The organism is Streptomyces prunicolor NBRC 13075, from assembly GCF_000367365.1.
Classification (GTDB): domain Bacteria; phylum Actinomycetota; class Actinomycetes; order Streptomycetales; family Streptomycetaceae; genus Streptomyces; species Streptomyces prunicolor.
Genome location: NZ_BARF01000106.1, coordinates 40,005 through 58,371 on the forward strand (window position 1 = coordinate 40,005; position 18,367 = coordinate 58,371).

An 18,367-nucleotide genomic window follows, 5' to 3' on the forward strand; every position below is an offset into this window, starting at 1 on the left:
GACAGGACACGGGGAACCGAGCGGTCGAGATCTGGCCACCTGGCCGAGTTGTGCATGATTCAATCACGGGCTGCACACATTTCCTGCACAAACTGGATAGGTGTTAGCCGAATCGATACATCGCCACTACTGCCCACAAAGCCCACCACGAAGGGGAGTTCAGGGCGCGGACAACTCAGGGTGAACGCCAGGGAAGTCGGACGGTTCAGATGCCGACGTGGTGATGAGCCGCCCAGGCGGCCGGGGCGTCGCCGTAGTGGACGCGGACCAGTCGCGCCGTGCGAGCCAGCGCTAGGGCCGGTTCGTCGCGGGCGGTGTCCAGGGCGTCGTAGAACACGCGGGCCGTCGTCTCGGCGACGGCGTCCGGTACTCGCCACAGGGTGCCGATCACGCCGGAGAACCCGACGAGCAGGAACGCGGACGTGAGGTGGATCGACTCGTCCGCGAGCGCGCGGGGCGTGTACGTCGTCTCGCACGCCGAGAGGTAGGCGAGCCGGCCCCAGCCGCCGCGGCGCGCGGCGATCTCGGCGAACGTCAGATCCAGGTCCGGCAGCAGGAAACGGCTGGTCCCCGGGTCGTCCTGGTCCGCCACCGCGTGCAGCGCCATGTGGAGGTGGGTGCAGGTAAGCAGCGCGGCGATGAGCGCCTCGCGTCCGCACTCGGCGAGGTCGAGCGGTTCGACGCCGAGGCGGTCCGCCGCCGCGCGGGCCTCGCGGCGCGCGGCGGGCAGTTCCGACAGCCCCGGTCGGCGCACGTCGGCGTGCACGACGGCCGCCTCCGTGCGGTCCGGTGCCGCGCCACGGGCCCGCGCGTGGTGCAGCGCGGTGACCGTGGGCGCGTACGACGACACCGTGCGGTCCACCAGTGAGTCCGGGATTTCCGAGGCGTCCGAGGGGTCGTGGGGATCCGAGGGGTCTTGGGCATTCCGGGCGACTTGGGGATTCTGGGGGTCCATCGCCGTCGCCGCGTGCAGCGGGAGCCGGCACAGCGCCTGGGTCGGTACCCACCAGATCCGGGTGTCCGGGTCCGTCACCCGCAACTCGGCGAGGACCGGGGCGGCCACCTCCCGCCAGAGCAGGTCGAGCGTCGCGGTGACGCGTTCGTTGGCCGCGTCGACCTCGTCCTGGGCGGCCCGGGGATCCAGCGCGGTGACGACGTCCGTGTGGAACGCGTCCGCCGCCGCCTCGACCTCCTCCGCGTCCAGGCCGTCCAGCGGTACGTGCCGCAGCCCCTCGGCGGTGAGCAGCAGCGCGTCGCAGCGGTACTCGCTGACGTTCACGACGACGACCGGACCGTGCGCGGCCTCGGCGAGCAACGACTCGACCGACGGCGGCAGTTGGAACGCGGCCTGCCCGGGCAACGCCCTGATCCTGCGTACGACGAGGGCGAGTTCGGCCTCCAGGTCCCGGCGGCGTTCGCGCTCCCGCCCCGTTGCCTCCGCCGTAGTCTCCGTTTCCGTTTCCGTTTCCGTTTCCGTTTCCGTCTCTGAGAGTGAGGTCGGGAGCGTCAGTGGCGGATGGTCGAGGCGGTCGAGTGTGTCGCGCAGTTCTTCGAAGCGCTCGGCGAGGTCGGCGTCGGCGTCGTGGAGGTCCGCGAGGTCGGCGCGGATGCCCGAGCGGCGGTTGAGGAGCACTCCCCGGCCGAGCTCCAGCAGGCTCAGCGCCCGCTCGGGGTCCCCGCAGGCCAGGCACATCGCCGCCGCGTCACTGGCCAGTCCCGCGGCCTCGGCGAGCCTTCGCTGCGCGTCGGGCCGCTCCAGCCGGCGAGGCGTGGCGGCCGGCAGCAGTTCCACACCGAGCGCGAACGCCTCGGCCGCGGCCGACCCGTCGCCCGTCAACGCCGCGAGCCGGCCCCAGTCGCGGGCCGCGTGGAGTCTCACGTCCGCCGGGCCGCTTCCGGTCCGGGCGGCGACGCGCAGTGCGTCGAGCGCACCTGCCAGGTCGTCCGCCGCGTCGGTGGACTGGTGCCGCAGGTTCAGTACGTAGGCGAGGTTGGCGAGTGAGCGACTCAGGTCGGGATCGTCCGGCGGGGTGTCCGCGACCACCCGGTGGGCCAGCGTCACCGCCTCGTCGAGATCCCCGTCGCCGGACCGGGCGGCCAGCGCGAGGAGCAGACTGCCGCGGACGGCGGTGGCGGACCGGCCCTCGTCGAGGACGGTCAGCGCACCGCGCGCCGCGTCTACGGCCTCCGTGACCGCGGCCGCGCGATGTGTCGACGCCTCCCGTAGCGAGACCGCCAGGTTCGCGAGCTGGAGGGGCAGGTGTGGATCGGTGGGCGCGGTGGCCGCAACGGCCTTACGCAGACTGGCCAGGGCCCGCTCCAACGTGTCCTGGTCGCCGGTGATGCTGTAATGCGCGTGCAGCGCGAGGCCGTGGGCGCCCGCGATCGTCGCGAGCCGCCGGGGCGCCGGCCCGGTCGCCATCGCCTCCTCCAGGTACGTGAGCGCCTCGGACAGGTCGTCCCGGACACCGAGCGCTTCGTGCCGTTCGGTGAGTGCGGTGGCCAGATTGCTGAGCAGACCGGGGCGTTCGGGGTGGCCCGTCGGGACCAGGCGGAGCGCCTCGCGCTGGAGGTCGATGTCCTCGTCCAGGTCGGCGAGTCGGCCGTCGCGGGTGTAGCGCGCGTACAGCGCACCGCCGAGGTTGCTCAGCCGCAGCACCCGCTGGTGGGCGGGCCCGTCGCCGCGTACCGCCGCACGGCCGGCGGCGATCGCGTCGTCCAGGTCGTCGTCGCCTCCGTGCAGCCGGGTGCGGGCGGCGAAGGCGATGCTCAGGTTGTTGAAGTGGATCCGGGCGTCGGGATGGTCGTCGCCGACCAGGGCGAGGGCCTTGCGCTGAAGGTCGATGTCCGCGTCCAGGTCTGCGGGCTCGCCGGTCTCCTCATGCCGGAAGAACAGCAAAACGCCGAGTTTGCCGATGCGCCCGGCCCGGTCGCCGGGCGGACCGACTTGGAGCGAGGCGGCCTCCGCGGCGTGGACGATCGCCTCCTCCAGCACCCCGGTCTCGCCGCTCAGCAGATACCCGCAACGCAGCACATCCGCGAGGGCGTCGAGCGCGTCGGCCCGCCGTGACGTATCGCCCCCGGCCAGCACCAGCGCGACCCGCGCCGCCCGCTCGGCCTCCTCCGCCACGCCGATGTCCTCGTGCTGATCGGCCCATTCGCACAACACCGCGGCACCGATCTGCCAGACGTCGGAACGGCCGGGGGGTGGGGTGGGGGTGGCGGAGGGTGAGAGGGGTCCGGTGGGTGTTGCGGCGGGGGCGCCGGTGTCGGTGCCGGGTGAGGGCGAGTTGTGGGTTGTTGCGGAGGCGTCGGGCTGGTGGCCGGCCGAGGGGGCTGCCGTGTCGGCGGCGGCACTGGTCCCGTCTGAGTCGGAGCCGCCCGCTGTCCCGGGGACGCCGACTCCCTGATCGACCGCGGGAGTTGCCGCGTCGACGGCACTGGTCCCATCTACGGCCGAGCTGCTCGCTGCTCCGGGGACACCGACCCTGAGGTTGACCGAGGGGGTTGTGGTGTCGGCGGCGACACTGGTCCCCTCCGCGTCGGAACCGCCCCCTGTCCCGGGGACGCCGACTCCCTGATCGACCACGGGAGTTGCCGCGTCAACGGCACTGGTCCCATCCACGGCCGAGCTGCCCGCTACTCCGGGGACACCAACCCCGTGATCGGCCAAGGGAATTACCGCATCGACAGCGCCGATCCCATCTACGACCGAACCGCCCGCTCCCCCGGACACACCAACACCGAGATCGGCCAAAGAAGTTGCCGCGTCGACGGCACCCGCCCCGTCTACAGCCGCACCGCCTGCTGCCCCAGGGACACCAACCCCCCGATCGACCGCAGACGTTGCCGCGTCAGCAGCGCCACCGCTCCCCTCCGCGACCGACCGGCCCGCCGCCCCGGAACCACCAACCCCGCGATCAACCACGCCAATTACCGCATCGACACCACCGATCCCACCCCCGGCCGAACCACCCACTCCCCCGGCGCCACCGCCCCCACGATCGCCCGCCACCGCCCCCACCCTCACCACCTCGGAAGCCAAGGCCGCCCGTACAACCGCGACCGCCTCCGCCAACGCCTCCGCGTCCCCTGCGTAGTGGCACTCGGTCAGCGCGCCCGCCAACAAGCAGGCCCGCTTGGTGTGTTCCTCGTCGGTGGGGGCCGTGCGGTGCAGTGACTCGCGGGCCGCGGTCGCCGCCTCCCGGGCGACGCGCGGATCGTCGCTGCGGTCGGAGCGGTAGCGGAGGACCTGGGCGAGTTCGGCGTATTCGTCGGCCGCGTCGAGGTCGTGTTCCTCGCACTGGGCCACGGCGTCCCGGGCCTCCGCCTCGGCGCGCGCCAGCGTCTCGGGCGCGCCGTCGTGCTCGTACCGCATCCGATGGGCCTGGGCCAGATGCAGCAGCGAACCGCCGCCCGCCGCGAGCGAGTTGCCGATCACCTCGACGACCTCCTCGAACAGTTCGGGGTCGTCGAGTTCCGACCCCGCCTGCAGCAGCAGTTCGGCCACCGACGAGAGGATCATGATCCGGGTCAGCGGGTCGTCCGGAGCCCGGTCCGCCGCCCGGCGCGCGGTGGCGACGGCCTCCCGCAGCAGCCCGGTGTCGTCCGTCATCGCGGACAACGTGGCCTGGGCTTCGGCGAGTTGCGCGAGGATCAGCGCCTCGTCCGGTCCCGCGTCGGACAGGGCCCGGCGTAGCGCCGCCACCGCCCGCGCCCCCGCGGCAGCACCTCCACCGCGCCGCGCCGACTCGGCGTGCAGCGCGGCGATCCCCTCCAGCAGCGTCACTCGGTCTTCCCGTCCGGCATACATGAGGGCGGCTTCCAGGAGGCCGATAGCCCGGTCCGTACGGCGTGGGAAACGGCCGTCCCCAGTCGCCCGGCGGGCGCGCCACAGCGCCAGGGCCAGACGCAGGCGGCGATACAGCGACGGCTTCATCGATCTCGGCGGCCCTGCCTCAACACCGGCCATCGCACCGCCCACGGACACGCCGTAAGGCCAAGGCCACACGCACCCGGCGACACACCGACCGCCTCACCGACCCCGGCGCTCTCACCTCACCGACCCTCGTCGCCGTCGGCTTCCCCCATCGTGCTCTCCTCCGACTCGGCGATCATGTGCACCAAAGCCGTGACCTGCTCCTGCAGAGGCTCCGGCGGCGGGAGGTCGGCCGGGTCGGCAATGCGATCCACCGACCTGGACGGGCTGAGCACTTCGAGCCGGGCGACGGCGACTTGGAGCGCGAGCCCGTCCCCCGCGTCGTACGCCACCGCGAGTGCCTCGACGGCGGCGGCGGGACGGGACCAAGCGGCGTGCGGAAGCCGCCACTTGGGGAGGTCGTCGAGCAATTCGCGGGCCCGGGAGAGCAACGCCGCTTCCATGCCCGTACCGGGTGAATCCGCCCTAGACTGCATGGGCTCAACTGTAGCGAGTGCGCCGGGAGCGGCGAGGCGGGGCGGGGGTGTATCGGCGCGTGCCCGAAGACGAATTGACGGAGCGTGAGGTCACGGCGGATCAGGTCACGGAGCGCGAGGTCATGGTCCATGTCTTCGTCCCGCTGGACGGCGCCCACGCCGAGGAGGGGGTGGCCTCGGTCCGGGCGATGTGGGGGCGTTTTCGTGAACTGCAGCACGGTGAGCGGGAGTTGTACGCCTCGCTGCCGGTGGACATGCCGGACGTGCTGCCCGGTCCGGCCGCGCACGGTTCGGTCGTGGTGGCGGGTGTGCAGTCCGCCGACCGGCTCGACCAGGCGATCCTGCGACGCCACCGGCAGATCCTCAATCTGTCGGTGCTGCTCGGCGCCGGTCCGGGCCGGGAGTGGTCCGGGTTGCGTAAGCGGGTGGAGACGATCACCGGCCCGCTCGGGGCGTGTCATCTGGGCGCGGTGACCCTGGAGTTGGGCAAGGCACCGGCCCAAACACCGGGTGACGCCGACGTGTTGGAGTTGGAGCGGGGCGACGAGGACGCCGCGCGGCGGGTGTTGCGGCTGCTCGGCCGGACCGGTGCGGACGGGCAGCTCGGCGCGTGGGCGTGGTCCGACGGCGGTCACCCGGAGATGCCGCACTTCGTCCGCCATCTGATGCACATGACGGCGATCCGCCACCAGCACAGAACCTACCGTTGGCTGATGGAGGCCAGAGACACCGGGACGACGAAGCCGCTGGCCAGGACGCGGACACCCGACGGGGGCAGGGACCGGGAGCTGCCTTCCACGGCCGAGATCCACTACATCCGGGAATCGGTGGACAGCAGCTGGCACAACGCCCTGCAGGCACTGGAGAGTTCGGGCCTCGACGGCGGGAGCATGGCGGCGGAGGACCGGCGGTTCACCTCGTCGTTCCTCCGCTTGCTGAACGATGTCCTCGCCCACTTGAGGCGGGTCGGGATCGGCGATCCACTGCCGGGCCCCCGCCGCGGGCCCGACCAGCGGGTGCGTGTCCTGGTCGTGGCCGACGAGTGGTTCCCGGCGCGGGGTGGACTGAGCACGTTCAACAGCAAGTTGTGCGCCGCCCTCGCCCGGCAGCACGCGGACGTCCGGGTCATGGTCGAGGCCGCGACCCCGGACGAGCGCGCGGACGCGGCGGAGTACGGGGTGGGGTTGATCAATGTCGCTCAGCCGGGGCTCAGCACGGACGCGGCGCTGTCGGTACCGCCGGTGTTCGACGACGGGTTCGTGCCCGATGTCGTCATCGGGCACGGCAGGGTCACGGGGCCGCCGGCCAAGGCGCTGGTCGAGCGGTACTTCAAGAACGCCGAGCGGCTGCACTTCCTGCACGTCGAACCCGACCAGGCCGAGGCCCACAAGCCGCACGCCGAGGGGGACTTGGCGGCGCGCGCCGAGGACCGCACGGATCTGGAGCTGCGGCTCTGCCGGGGTGCCCTGCACCCGATGCCGGTCGGCCTCCGGCTGGAGCGGGCCCTGTTGCCGCATCTGCGGACGCCCGAGTACCGGGATCTGGCCGCCCCCGTACGCATCGATCCCGGTTTCGACGACGGGACACCGGTGATCCAGCCCCGGCCGGAGGAGATTCCGCAGATCCTGCTGCTGGGCCGACTGGCGGACGCCGATCTGAAGGGGCTCGACATCGCCGCCCGGGCGCTGGGCAAGGCGCTTTCCCGGGCGGAGGGGCCCGGTTCGTGCCATCTGTTCGTGCGCGGAGTGCCCCCGGACGAGTCCGAGGAGCTGGCGCTCCAGGTGGAGAAATGGCTCGACAACCCCGCCGTGGACGTCCATCCCCGCCGCTACTCCGCCGATCCCCGGCGGATCAGGAACGATCTCGCGCGGGCCAGTCTGGTCCTGATGCCTTCCCGGGCGGAGGCCTTCGGCCTCGCGGGCGCGGAGGCGATCGCCTGTGGGGTGCCGGTGCTGGTCAGCGGACGCAGCGGGCTGGGCATGCTGCTCCACTCTCAGGGAACACCGGCTGCGGCGCGCGCCGTGGTGGACGTGAACGGGAAGCGGGGTCACCGGAAGGCCGACGTCGAGACCTGGGCGCAGGCCATCCACTCCGTCCTGCGCAATCCGCCGGCCGCGTTCGATGACGCCGCCGGACTCCGCGACCACATGGCCGCCCGCTACACCTGGGCGTCGGCCGCCACCACCGTGCTCGACTGCGTCCGCCGCCAGGACACCACCTGAACCGCGACCTGCCTCACGACACCACCTGAGCCGCGACCGGCCCCCCACGTCTCCCCTGTGTACGTGGAGGGCCGGAGTCGGGTGCGGCTGCGTGGTGTTCAGTGGGTCTGCACGGCTGTCGTCCTCCTGCGGCCGGCCGAGGGGCGATATCCCCTCGGCGTGGAATCCGCAGGCAAACACGCGGATCCGTCCGGCCGTCCGGGGTCCTGGAACACACTGGAAACGTCTGGATCCGTGCGGTGCGGATCCGTGAACGTCCCCGCGGAGGAACGGTGGTGAACGAAGTTCCCCGGCCGCCCGGCCACGACGGAGAGGCGCTGGGACAGCGGCTGGCTCTCGAACTGACCCGCGCTGTCGTCCAGGCGGAGAAGCGGTTCGGCAGGACCCTGGACCGTCGCGAACTCGCCAGACGTCTGAACGTGTCTCTCAGCAGTCTGTACGCGTATCTCAACGGCACCACCCTGCCCGGCACCGGTGTCTTCGACGTGCTCCTCGCCGAGCTGGGCGTACGCGGAACCGAGGCCGGCCGGCTCGCCACCCTGCGGGACGAGGTCGACGCCGCCCGCCGCCTGCGTCCCGCCAACGCCCGCACCGCCGCCCGCCGGTCCCTCGGGACTGCCTCCGTCCCTCGTCAACTCCCCCTGAGCCACCCTGTGTTCGTCGCCCGGGACGCCGAACTCGTCCGGCTGGACGCGCTGTTGGGCCCGTCCGGCGACCCCGCGCCGGGCCGAGCGGGAGTCGCCGTCGTCGAGGGCACCGGGGGCGTCGGCAAGACCGCGCTCGCCCTGCACTGGGCGTACCGGGCACAGCACCGCTTCCCGGACGGGCAGCTCTACGTGGATCTGCGGGGCTTCGGCGACAAGGCGGTGATGGACCCGGGCGAGGCCCTGCACGGCTTCCTTCAGGCTCTCGGTGTCACCCCGGCCGCCGTGCCGACCGACACCGGCGTGGCCTCGGGACTGCTGCGCACGCTGCTGGCCGGGCGCCGGGTGCTGCTGGTCCTGGACAACGCCCGCTCCACCGACCAGGTGCGGCCGCTGCTGCCCACCGACTCCGGTTCCGTCGCCGTCGTCACCAGCCGCAACCGCCTCGACGGCCTGGTCATCCGCGAAGGGGCCCTGCGGATCGCCCTCGACGTGCTGCCCCGCTACGCCGCCCGCACCCTCCTGGAGCGGCAGATGGGCGCCGAGCGGATCGCCCTGGAGCCGCGCGAGGTGGACGAACTGGTCGACCTGTGCGCCCGGTTGCCACTCGCGCTGAGCGTCGCCGCCGCCCGCACGGCCACCGCCCCGGCCGGTTCCATCGGCGCCCTGGTGCGTGAACTGCGGCGCGCGCGGGCGCCGTTGGACCTGTTCGGGGTGCAGGACGCGGATGTCGACCTGCGGACGGTGTTCCACGGTTCGTACGCGCTGCTGCCCGCGCCGGCCGCCCAACTCTTCCGGCTCCTCGGCTGCCATCCCGGACCGGAGATCGACGCCACGGCCTGCGCGGGCCTGGTCGGCGCCACGGACCCGCCCCTCGCTCTCCTCGACACCCTCACGGCCGCCCACCTCGTCCGCCAGCACACCCCCGGCCGCTACACCCTGCACGACCTGCTCCGGCTCTACGCCGTGGAACTCCTCGACGGCGGCCCGCCGCAGGAGCGCCTGGACGGCACCGAACGGCTGCTGCGTCACTACCTGGACATCGCGGGCCTGGCCGATCACCATCTCGAACCCTGGCGTCCGACACCTGGCGGGGCCCCGAGCCTCACCGGCGCGCAGCCGCCGATCGGCGACCATGCGGCGGCGACCGCCTGGTTCGAGTCGGAACTGCCCACGTTGCAGGCCCTCATCGCCCAGGCCGCCGCCACCCCGGGCCTGGAGTCGTACGCCTGGCGGCTGGCCGACGCGTGCGCCCTGCATCTGCGCCGCTCCGGCCGTCGTGCGCAGCGGGCCGCCGTGCACGCGCTGGCCCGCGACGCCGCGGGCCGGGTGGGGAACCGGGCCGCGCACGCCACCGCGACCCGCCGCCTCGCCGACGCCCTCTCCCGTCTGCACCGCGCCGAGGAGGCGCTCGGCCTGCTGTACGAGACCCTGCGCGCCTGCCGCGCCCTCGGCGACTCGGAGGGCGTACGCGAGGTACGGCTCTCGCTGGTCCGGGTGTACGGCTCCTGCGGCGACCCTCGCAGAGCGATGCCGCACGCCCGGCTCGCCCTCGCCATGGCGGAGCGCACCCAAGACCCCGTCGCGCTCGCCGACGGCCTCACCTCCGTGTCCCAGCAGTGGGAACGGCTCGGCGAACACACCGTCGCCCTCGACCACGCGCGCCGTGCCCTGGACCTCTACACCCGGCTCGGTCACCTCGACGGGCAGGCGGGCATCCTCATCGGCATGGGCCGCGCCGAACAGGGCCTCGGCCGGCCCGCCGCCGCGATCGGCCACTACGAGGTCTCCCTGGACCTCGACCGGGCCCTGGGCGACCGGTTCCGCGAGGCGCACGCCCTGGAGCACCTCGGGGACGCCCACGCGGCGCTCGGCCGGGGCAAGGACGCGCGCGCCCTGTGGGAGGAGGCACTCGCGCTGTTCGAGGATCTGCACCACCCCGACGCCGAGCCGGTCCGCGCCAAGCTGCGCGCGGCGGCGGACTATCCTCCGGTGCCCGCCTCCAGCCAGCTCAGCCCGTAGCCGTAGCCCACCTTCATCGCCCCGAACTCGACGTCCACGAGGCCGTGTTCGTCGGGGCGCAGGGTCGGTGTGCCCGGGTTCTGCTGGTAGATCACGGCGGTGGGGACGCCGGCCAGCCGCCACACCGTGTGCGGTGGCCGCGCCGGGTCGAAGGCGACCCGTAGCCGGAAGTGCTCGCTGCGGGTCAACGGTACGTGGACGAAGTGCGGTGCCATCGGCTGGTTCCGCGGGATGCGCAGCCGCAGTTCGTACACGTGCCGGGTGCCGGCCCTCAGCGGGGCGGGGAGCACCAGGAACCGTTCGAAGTAGCTCTCGTACTGCGGCCCACCGTCCGCCAGTCGGCCGCCCTGGACGACGGAGATCTCCAGTTCGTGCCGGGCCGTCGTGTCGCCGGCGCGCCGGGGCACGCTGACGCCGACCGGTATCCGGGCCAGGCCGTCGCAGGTCGCGACGACGACGCGGCGCTCCAGCGCCTCGGGCGTCGGGGTGTCCAGCCGGAGCCGGGTGAACACGGACTCGGTGTACCAGCCGTGCGGCTCGGTGCGCGCGCAGTCCGCCGGGCACTGCTCGGCATGCGCCCCGTTCGCCCGGTCCGCCGGAACGTCCCAGGGCGGCGGTTCGACTCCGGCCGGGCCGTCCGGGGAGTCGGGGTCCAGGGCCCGGCGCACCTGCGCCCAGTACTCGCCCCAGCGCCGCACATCTCCCCCGCAGGCACCGACGATCGCCAGGGTGACCGGCCGGGTGGGATGGGTCTCGCCGCGCATGGCGTCGCTGACGGTCGTCCTGCCGTACCCGGTGCGGCGGGCCAGCTGGTCCAGGGTGAATCCGGCCGATCCGCGCAGGTCACGGAGCCAGTGGGCGAAGAGCCGGGCCGGTGACCCGTCCAGCACGATCTCCTTCTGCGGACGCCCCATCGTGTGCAACCCCCCTGCTGCGCAACGCCGTTGCCGCCGCCGACGCGGCCGAGTCTGGCACACGGCCGGACCCGTCGTCCCGCTCCTGTGGGGCCGCTCGCCGGCCGTCCCGGTTTTCCGGAGATCGTCCGGTTCGCCGGAGAACCGTTGAGTGCGAACTACCGCCCTTGTTACACAGGTTGCGCCCGGCTCCGGTGCGCCCGCATCGGCCGATTCCCGCCCTTGTGCCAGGAGAGGACCATGGCTTTGTTCCCCAGGACACCCCGCGCCACACGGCTGCCGGGCGACGTGGTGTCACGGATGGAGCGGTTCGGCCGCTTCGAGTTCGACCCCGTCGGTACCGACATCGACGCCTCGGACGTGTGGGGCGAACTCCAGGCGCCCTACCTGCCGTTCGCGCAGTCCGACCCGCAGGGCTTCGCCCGCGCCCTGGCCGACGCGGTGCTGCCCGCCGGCGGCTTCGCCCTGTTCGGTGCCGCGCGCACGGTGTGGAACCTGGTCGGCTCCGACTTCACCAGCCCGGCCTACGACGCCGTACGGATGGCCGCGTTGGAGTTCTTCCGGGCGAACGGGGTGCCGAGCAACCGGCTGTCCGCCGCCGACTGCCAGTTCTGGCAGGAGAACAGCGCCGAGCCCTGGCTCGTGGGCCGCCCCCGGCCGACACCCGAAGAGGTGCGCATCCCGGCCCTCGCGCCCGGGGAGCTGCGCCAACTCGCGCGGATCACCGAGGCCTCGGACTCGAACGTCGTCTACGTCACCGCCGCGCCCGAGGGCCGGTTCGTGACGGTCGTGGACGCGCCGACCAGCGACACCGACCCCACCCGGGCCCGCTTCGAGTGGACCTCGGCGGACACCCTGCACGACCTCTACACCCGGATCGGCGAGGTGTTCCAGACACCCGTGCACTGGGTCGCCGACGAACTGCGTCCCTTCATCCCGCTGCCACCGTCCCGGCTGTGAGCCGAACGACTCCCGAGGAGAGAACCACATGGCCAGGACACCGGTCGAGATAACGACCCAGCTGTCGATGGCGGAGGCCGCCGACGTCTTCCGGCACGCGATGCGGGTGAGCTGGTGGAGCGAGCACATCACCGGCCCGACTTCACCGTGATGGCGCTGCTCGGCGGCCGGGGAGCGGAGATACAGAAGTCCGCGGTGCACATGTACATGTGGGACCGGGGCGCCCACCGAGAGATCGTGCTGGGCGTCGGCCGCAACCTCGGCGCCTTCGGCATCAAGGCGAACCGCAAGATCCGCCGACACGTCGACAGCTGACACGCTGACGGAGCTCGATCCGTCCATGAAGTACACGGGCATCTGACCGGACCCGGCAGCCCTCGGTCCCTACGGCCCGACGAGCACCCGGCGCAGGGGACCGGGTGCTCGTCGCTGTGAACGCGCCCGTGCGGTGCGGGTGTTCAGCCGACGGCCGCGAACGCCTCCGCGGACACGTCCCGTTCGAGCACCGACCGGTGGAAGGAGTAGACGCCGATGTCGGAGACCTTCACCAGCAGGCAGTACCGGTCCACCGACGCCACCGACCGCACCACCTGCGCGTACTCGCGCCGCAGGAAGTGGACGGCCGCCTGGTTCGCCACCGAGCTCTGCCCGCACACCAGCACCACCGGTCGGCTCGACTCCGGTGGCGTGAACTTGGCGACCACCGCGTACTCCTGGTGCCCGCGGTCGAAGTAGTAGCGCTCCCCGCCGACCGCGATCGCCACCGAGTCGCGGCGATCACTGAACGGAGTGATCGTCACCCCGGGCAGATGGGCCGTCAGATGCCCGCCGGTGCGCGGATTGGACCCGCCGATCGGCCCGCCGACACAGAACTCGGCCCGGTCGCCGTTGGTGCCGCGCAGCTCGCCGGACTCCACGCTCACCCGGCAGCCCAACTCGCTGAGCAGTACGGTCAGTTCGACGACCGCCCGCAGATCGCGCTGCTCGGTGGTGCCCGGCTGTCCGTGTTTGGTGCCGACGACGATCACACAGTTCTCGCCGGGCCGGGTGCCGAAGAAGGCGGCCCTGCGGTACAGCGCCCGACTCCGCCGTCCGCGCTCCCACAGGGTGCCAAGACCGAGGCCGACGAGGCTGGTCAGCAGACCGATCGCGACATTGGCGAGTACCGACAGCATCGGCCGGCCGTCAGCTCCGCCGGGCGGACGCGGAGGGCGGTCCGCCGGGCGGGGAGTCGGGGTCGAGCGCGTGCACGAGGGCGACGACGCGCTCCCGCTCGTCGTCGGACAGCGGCACCCTCTTGTTGTCGTCCGACGCCGTCCCGTCCCCGGTGCCTTTGATCCGGGGCACCCTTTTGCCCGACCACTCGTCCAGCTCGCCGGTCACCACGGCGACCTCGGCCGCCTTGCCGGCCGCGACGGCCGCCGCCAACCTGTCCAGCACCTCGGCGATCTCCACCCATCCCTCAGGTGTCAGCCGCCACTCCTCGAGCATCAACTCCAGTGCCAGACGCGCCTCGTCGGCCGTCTCACGGTCGATCACGGCCGCCCCCTCCGATGTGCTCACGCCAGTTCCTTCCACTTGTTCGTCGTCACTCGTCAACGCCCGGTGTGCACGTACGGCGCCCATACGTGCGGCGAGCCGGGATGCCGCTTCCGCAGGCCCCGTACGATCCCGTGCACGACCCGCGCGGTGTCGGTGACGTCGAGGCCGTCGCCGTAGGACCGCAGGTCGCGGTAGAGACGGTCGGTCAGCCGCACCGACACCAGGTCGGTCGCCTCCCACAGCGCGCCCACCACCTGGGGATATCCGGCCGTCTGGAACGCCGACGTCAGGTGCACCGCCTCGTCGGGGAGGCGGTCGGTGCGGGTGGTGTGGCAGGCCAGCAGTACGGCGAGCTGGGCGTGCGGCAGATGTCCGCGGGCCACGTCCCGCACCGCGAGGTGTCCGTCGGCGAGGTCCAGGTAACTCCGGGACGGGTCCTCGGCGTTGCTCATGCCGTGGCACGCGAAGTGCACGGTGGCCGCGAAGGACAGCTCGGTGCGCACCCGTTCGACGGTCGCGTCGGCGCCCTGGACGATCCGCAGTCCGCGCAGGGTGTGGGCCATCGCCTGCACCTCCGCCACCGATGCGCCGTCCTTGCCGTCGGCGCCGGTGGGCTGCCGTACCGCCAGGAAGGGCCCGCGGCCCCCGCGCGTCGCCGGGGCCTGCCGGGCGTGCCGCAGCGCCCTGATGCTCGGCGTGTACGAGGAGGCGGCCCGGTCCAACACCGAGCGGCCGTCGCCGAGTTCGGCCGCCCGGTGATGGCCGGCCGCGTGCAGCGGAAGGTGGGCCAGCGGTCCGGACGCCGACCACCACAGCCTCGGCACGGCGGCGCGCGGGGTGCCCTCGGGGATTGGCCGGGTCAGGCCCGCCGCGTTCAGCACCGGTTCGGCGATGGTGTCCCAGAGCCATTCGAGGGTGTCGAACACGGTCTCGGCGGCTTCCTTGCGCCGGGCACTGGAGTCGCCGACGTCCACGGAGACCGCCGCGAGGAACTGCCGCGCCTTGAGCGCGAGCTGCCCCTCGGTGACGCCGAGTTCCACGAGCTCGATGCCCTTGGTCGTGACGACGAGGGCGTCGGAGCGCAGCCGGTCGATGTTGATCAGGACGATCGGCCCCTCCTTCGCCTCGCGCCGCATCTGCTCGGCGCTCGGCGGCAACAGGAAGTGCTCGAACCCGTCGAACCCCCGGATCCGGGCCAGCAGCCGCTGCCACTCCTCGGTCACCGCGTGCTGGTCCCGGATCCGCGCGGCTTCACCGGGACCGCCCGCCGAACTGCCATGCCCCGGCCGCCCGCCCGGCTCACCGGCGCCCTCCGTCTCCCGCAGCCGGCGGGCGAGGGCGGTGAACTCGCGGGCCACCTGCGGATGGGCCGCGGCCAGGTCGGAGTCGTCGCTGCGGGCCTGCAGATCCTGCCCCATCAGGACCGCTCGCCCCTGTTCCAGCAGGGCAGCCGCCTGTTCGGTGCGGCCCGCGGCGAGCGCCACCGCGCACGCGGTGCGGGCCAGGCTCGTCCCGGCGAGCCGGTCCGGGAGGTCGACGGTGCGGACGGTGCCGCCCGGGCCGGGATAGCGGCGGCCGAGCAGCGCGGTACGCAGGACGGCCTGGCGGTCGTCGCGGTGCAGGGCCTGGGACACCACCAGCGGCAGTGCTTCCAGCGCGGCCTGGGCCGCATCGGTCGCCCGGACCCAATTCTGGCTGCTCACCGCCGAGTTGAGCGCGACCCGTGCGTTCTCGAACCGGGCCCGGGGAGGCAGTGCCCGTTCGGTGGCCGGGTCCCAGGAGCTGGGCTCGGGGTCTCCGTAGCGGTACCAGGTGACATCGTCGTGAGCGGTGCGGACCAGTTCGGTGACGGTCGCCAGGGCGGGGCGGAGCTGCTCGCGCAGTACGGCCAGCTCGGGCGAGTACTCGGGCCGGCCCGGCAGGTCTTCGAGGCACTGCGCCGCCAACTCGACCAGCCGTACCGCCTCCTGGGTGCCGGACACGTCCCGGCGCATCGCGGAGACGCAGCCGAGGGCCTGTGCGTAGACGATGGCGCAGCCGAGCCAGCTCGCCGACATCTCGGGCAGTCGCCCGACCGCCCAGGCCAGCGCGTCGGACGCCCGGGCGACGGTCGGCTCGTGCTGGTGCAGCATTCCGTAGTCGCCGCGGTGCGTCTCCACCGCGCACAGCAGCTCGACGTACCGGGGACTCGTGGGCGCGAGCCGGGCCAACTGCTCGTCCCCGCACCGCACGACCCGCTCCAGGTCCTCGCGTCGCTCGCTGAAGGTGAACTGCACGGCCAGGAACTGCACGAGGGTGGAGGCGAAGAAACCCCGGCGTCCGTCGGGCAGCGGCCCGGCCAGTACGGCCTTCAACTGGTCGACGGCGAGGGCGAGTCGGCGTGGATCGCTGGCACCGGCGCCCAGCAGGGCGGCCCGCACGGCCGCCGCGTCCGGCGGCAGCCCGTCGAGGTCCGACATGGAGGCCGGCTCCGCGGGCCCGGCGTCCGCGGGCGGACCGGGCGGCCAGACGAGATCGGCGGCTTGCGTACGACCGGGTCCGGCGTCCGCCGAGGCGGGCCGGGGGCCACCGGTCAAGGGCGCGAAGTCCGCCGGGCCGGGGCCTGGCGAGCGCACTCCGGGGCGGCCCGGCGGGACGGACATCTGGATGGGCGGCAGTTGCACCCCGCTCAGCAACGGCCCCAGCATCGGACCCGCGAACCTGAGCAGGTGGGCTCCCTTGATCGGTGACCGCTTGAGCATCTTCCCCAACTTGGCGCAGGCGGTGCGCTTGTCGGCGATGTGCGGGACCAGTGGGTGGTCCGGCGGTAGGTCCCGCTGGAGCGCGGCCCACATCTCGTCCGCGCGCCGGAGGTCGGCGTCCGACCCGGTGAAGACGGCCCGTCCGACCAACAGCGCGGGCATGTTCCCGGCGTAGATCCCGTTGTCGTCGGGCGGCGCGCCGGCCCGGAACGCCTCCAGTTGGGCGATGGCCTCGTCGATCACCTCCTCCTCGAAATGGAACGGCACGGACATGGTGAGGGCGAGGGAGAACGCGAGGTGGGCCGAGGATGCCTCGGCGTCGAGCGGGGCGGTGCCGTGGCGTCGGGCGTGCTCGACCGCCCGCAGCGCCGACCGGCCGCCCCGCAGCGCGAGTTGGACGAGCCGGGTGTCGCTCGGCCTGTCGCGGAGGCGGGCCAGCGCCGCGTGCACGACGGTGGCGCTGACGAGGCCGGCCTCCAGGTGGTCGGCGGTGATGCCGGTGAAGGCCGCGTCGGCCCACCGTCCGGCGTCCGTCAGCGCGGCGCTCTCGCCCGACTCGAAGCGGACGGACGCGGACTGTGCGAGCCGGACCAGCAGACAGGGCCGGACCAGATCGTCCGCAGGGAGCCCTTCGGCCAGCCGTACGGCGTGCGGGTGCGAGGGCCGGGGCGGCTCGAAGTGGCGGGGCGGGGGCTCCTCCGGGTAGGTCGCCGCGACCGCCACCGGATCGTCCGCCGGGCGGCTCTGGGTCTGGGCGGCGAGGTAGTGGTGGACCTCGTCCGACAGCCGGTGGTCCTCGAAGCGCTGCGACAGCGTGCGCTCGGCCAGCCACAGGTGCAGGACCCAGCGGGGCCGCCGCGGATCCCGCTTGTCCCCCACGTCGAGCGCGTACTCCAGGACGGCCACCGCGGCCACCGCGCAGTCCCGGCCGCCCTCGGTCCAGGAGGCGCGCAGCAGCCCGGCCACGGCAGGCAGCCAACTGTCCGGATTCTCCCCGGCGTTGGCGGCATGCCGCTCGACGTCCGGTGTCCACCCCGCCTCACAGCGCGCCAGCAGGCGGCCCACAGCTGCTCGTATCTCTGACACACCGCCAGTCTCCCCGGGCGCGGCCCACTTTGGTCATCATCCGGAAATCTCCGACAAACAACCCCTGGTGCGCTTAGGGCAGTTCACGGCAAGGGGATGCCCGGTTCGGCGCTGCCCACCGACACGGCGCCGGTGAGACACTCCGGCCCCCATCCCGGGGACTACCGCGCCGATCCGGCCGCCGCCTCCGCGGCTTTCACCGTTACCTCCGCGGCGGCACGCGCGGCCCGTCCCGTCACCCGCCAGGTGAGCATGCTCAGCCCGACGGCGGGGCTGGGCGGGAAGACGCCGAGCTGGCCGAGCATGGCCACGTCGTCGCGCACCGCCTCGTGTCCGACCACTTTGCCGTCGCGGAGGTCGAACACGTGGATCTGTTCGAAGTCGATGTCGCGCCCGGTGGGAGGTATCGCCTGGTCGAGCGCGCCGTCACGGAAGCGGACGAAGGGTCCTGTGTGACGGCCCCGCATGCGCAGCCGTATCCAGACCTGTTCGTCGTTGTGGGCGATGCCGAGCACGGGAAAGTTCAGGTCGCTGAAGGCGGAGCGCATCCACGCGCTGGAGGCGAGCACCCCGGCGGGCCCGGGGAGCGCGCAGGCAGCGGGCGAGACGGCCGCCTCGCGGTTGTGGAAGTCCTCGTGCACCACCTCGGCGGCGAGCGCCGGGTCGCCGGTCTCAAGGATGCGGAAGAGCCCGTGGGCCAGTTGCGTGGCGTCCATGCCCATTGCGTGATCCCTTTCGAGGGAGGTGTGTTCCGGCGGGTGTTGTCGGCCAACAGGAATTGAGGTTACAACACACCTATTGAATTCATCGCCGTACGATGA

12 protein-coding genes are annotated in these 18,367 nt (G+C 72.9%); 5 read left to right on the forward strand and 7 right to left on the reverse strand.

The window, feature by feature from the left end:
• Nucleotides 1-205 precede the first annotated feature (205 nt).
• Together SPR02S_RS64410 and SPR02S_RS44720 are read right to left on the reverse strand one after the other, a co-directional pair.
• Complete coding sequence (locus SPR02S_RS64410; protein WP_019063567.1) at nucleotides 206-4,939, reverse strand: CHAT domain-containing protein; 4,734 nt, start codon at nucleotides 4,937-4,939, stop codon at nucleotides 206-208.
• A gap of 119 nt (nucleotides 4,940-5,058) precedes the next feature.
• Complete coding sequence (locus SPR02S_RS44720) at nucleotides 5,059-5,415, reverse strand: CATRA system-associated protein (protein ID WP_158697978.1); 357 nt, start codon at nucleotides 5,413-5,415, stop codon at nucleotides 5,059-5,061.
• Between the two features lie 59 nt (nucleotides 5,416-5,474).
• On the opposite strand from SPR02S_RS44720, the gene SPR02S_RS44725 reads away from it, so the two are divergent.
• Nucleotides 5,475-7,637 (forward strand): CATRA conflict system CASPASE/TPR repeat-associated protein, encoded by a 2,163-nt coding sequence (locus SPR02S_RS44725; protein ID WP_019063569.1) that lies wholly within the window; start codon nucleotides 5,475-5,477, stop codon nucleotides 7,635-7,637.
• Between the two features lie 275 nt (nucleotides 7,638-7,912).
• Entirely contained in the window at nucleotides 7,913-10,303 is a 2,391-nt protein-coding gene (locus SPR02S_RS57745) for an ATP-binding protein (protein WP_052347153.1), read from the forward strand.
• On the opposite strand, the gene SPR02S_RS65330 is transcribed toward SPR02S_RS57745, so the two are convergent.
• Nucleotides 10,264-11,217, reverse strand: a complete 954-nt coding sequence (locus tag SPR02S_RS65330; protein WP_043258907.1) for a helix-turn-helix domain-containing protein — start codon at nucleotides 11,215-11,217, stop codon at nucleotides 10,264-10,266. The genes SPR02S_RS57745 and SPR02S_RS65330 overlap by 40 nt on opposite strands.
• Nucleotides 11,218-11,457: 240 nt before the next feature.
• On the opposite strand from SPR02S_RS65330, the gene SPR02S_RS44740 reads away from it, so the two are divergent.
• Genes SPR02S_RS44740 through SPR02S_RS63625 form a run of 3 tightly spaced genes read left to right on the forward strand, consistent with a single transcriptional unit; the run spans nucleotide 11,458 to nucleotide 12,492 of the window.
• The gene (locus SPR02S_RS44740; protein WP_158697979.1) at nucleotides 11,458-12,177 is read left to right on the forward strand and encodes a hypothetical protein; all 720 of its coding nucleotides are present in this window, start codon (nucleotides 11,458-11,460) and stop codon (nucleotides 12,175-12,177) included.
• Nucleotides 12,178-12,205: 28 nt separating this feature from the next.
• A complete protein-coding gene (locus SPR02S_RS65890; RefSeq protein ID WP_019063571.1) occupies nucleotides 12,206-12,328 on the forward strand; it encodes a hypothetical protein in 123 nt (40 codons plus the stop codon).
• Nucleotides 12,292-12,492 (forward strand): hypothetical protein, encoded by a 201-nt coding sequence (locus SPR02S_RS63625; RefSeq protein WP_158697980.1) that lies wholly within the window; start codon nucleotides 12,292-12,294, stop codon nucleotides 12,490-12,492. Before SPR02S_RS65890 ends, SPR02S_RS63625 begins: the two co-directional genes overlap by 37 nt.
• A gap of 143 nt (nucleotides 12,493-12,635) precedes the next feature.
• On the opposite strand, the gene SPR02S_RS44755 is transcribed toward SPR02S_RS63625, so the two are convergent.
• The 4 genes from SPR02S_RS44755 to SPR02S_RS44770 form a co-directional block, all read right to left on the reverse strand.
• Nucleotides 12,636-13,352 (reverse strand): hypothetical protein, encoded by a 717-nt coding sequence (locus SPR02S_RS44755; RefSeq protein ID WP_019063573.1) that lies wholly within the window; start codon nucleotides 13,350-13,352, stop codon nucleotides 12,636-12,638.
• Nucleotides 13,353-13,362: 10 nt separating this feature from the next.
• Complete coding sequence (locus SPR02S_RS44760; protein ID WP_019063574.1) at nucleotides 13,363-13,740, reverse strand: CATRA system-associated protein; 378 nt, start codon at nucleotides 13,738-13,740, stop codon at nucleotides 13,363-13,365.
• Between the two features lie 32 nt (nucleotides 13,741-13,772).
• Complete coding sequence (locus SPR02S_RS59305) at nucleotides 13,773-17,546, reverse strand: CHAT domain-containing protein (protein ID WP_158697981.1); 3,774 nt, start codon at nucleotides 17,544-17,546, stop codon at nucleotides 13,773-13,775.
• 161 nt (nucleotides 17,547-17,707) lie between these two features.
• Nucleotides 17,708-18,262: an ester cyclase gene (locus SPR02S_RS44770; RefSeq protein WP_245607729.1), complete on the reverse strand. Its 555-nt coding sequence runs from the start codon at nucleotides 18,260-18,262 to the stop codon at nucleotides 17,708-17,710.
• Nucleotides 18,263-18,367 lie beyond the last annotated feature (105 nt).

Bases quoted from the DNA above. Each gene is read 5' to 3' on its own strand.
- SPR02S_RS64410 (WP_019063567.1), bottom strand. From the start codon at position 4,939: ATGAAGCCGTCGCTGTATCGCCGCCTGCGTCTGGCCCTGGCGCTGTGG.
- SPR02S_RS44740 (WP_158697979.1), top strand. From the start codon at position 11,458: ATGGCTTTGTTCCCCAGGACACCCCGCGCCACACGGCTGCCGGGCGAC.
- SPR02S_RS65890 (WP_019063571.1), top strand. From the start codon at position 12,206: ATGGCCAGGACACCGGTCGAGATAACGACCCAGCTGTCGATGGCGGAG.
- SPR02S_RS65330 (WP_043258907.1), bottom strand. From the start codon at position 11,217: ATGGGGCGTCCGCAGAAGGAGATCGTGCTGGACGGGTCACCGGCCCGG.
- SPR02S_RS44770 (WP_245607729.1), bottom strand. From the start codon at position 18,262: ATGGACGCCACGCAACTGGCCCACGGGCTCTTCCGCATCCTTGAGACC.
- SPR02S_RS44755 (WP_019063573.1), bottom strand. From the start codon at position 13,352: ATGCTGTCGGTACTCGCCAATGTCGCGATCGGTCTGCTGACCAGCCTC.
- SPR02S_RS44720 (WP_158697978.1), bottom strand. From the start codon at position 5,415: ATGCAGTCTAGGGCGGATTCACCCGGTACGGGCATGGAAGCGGCGTTG.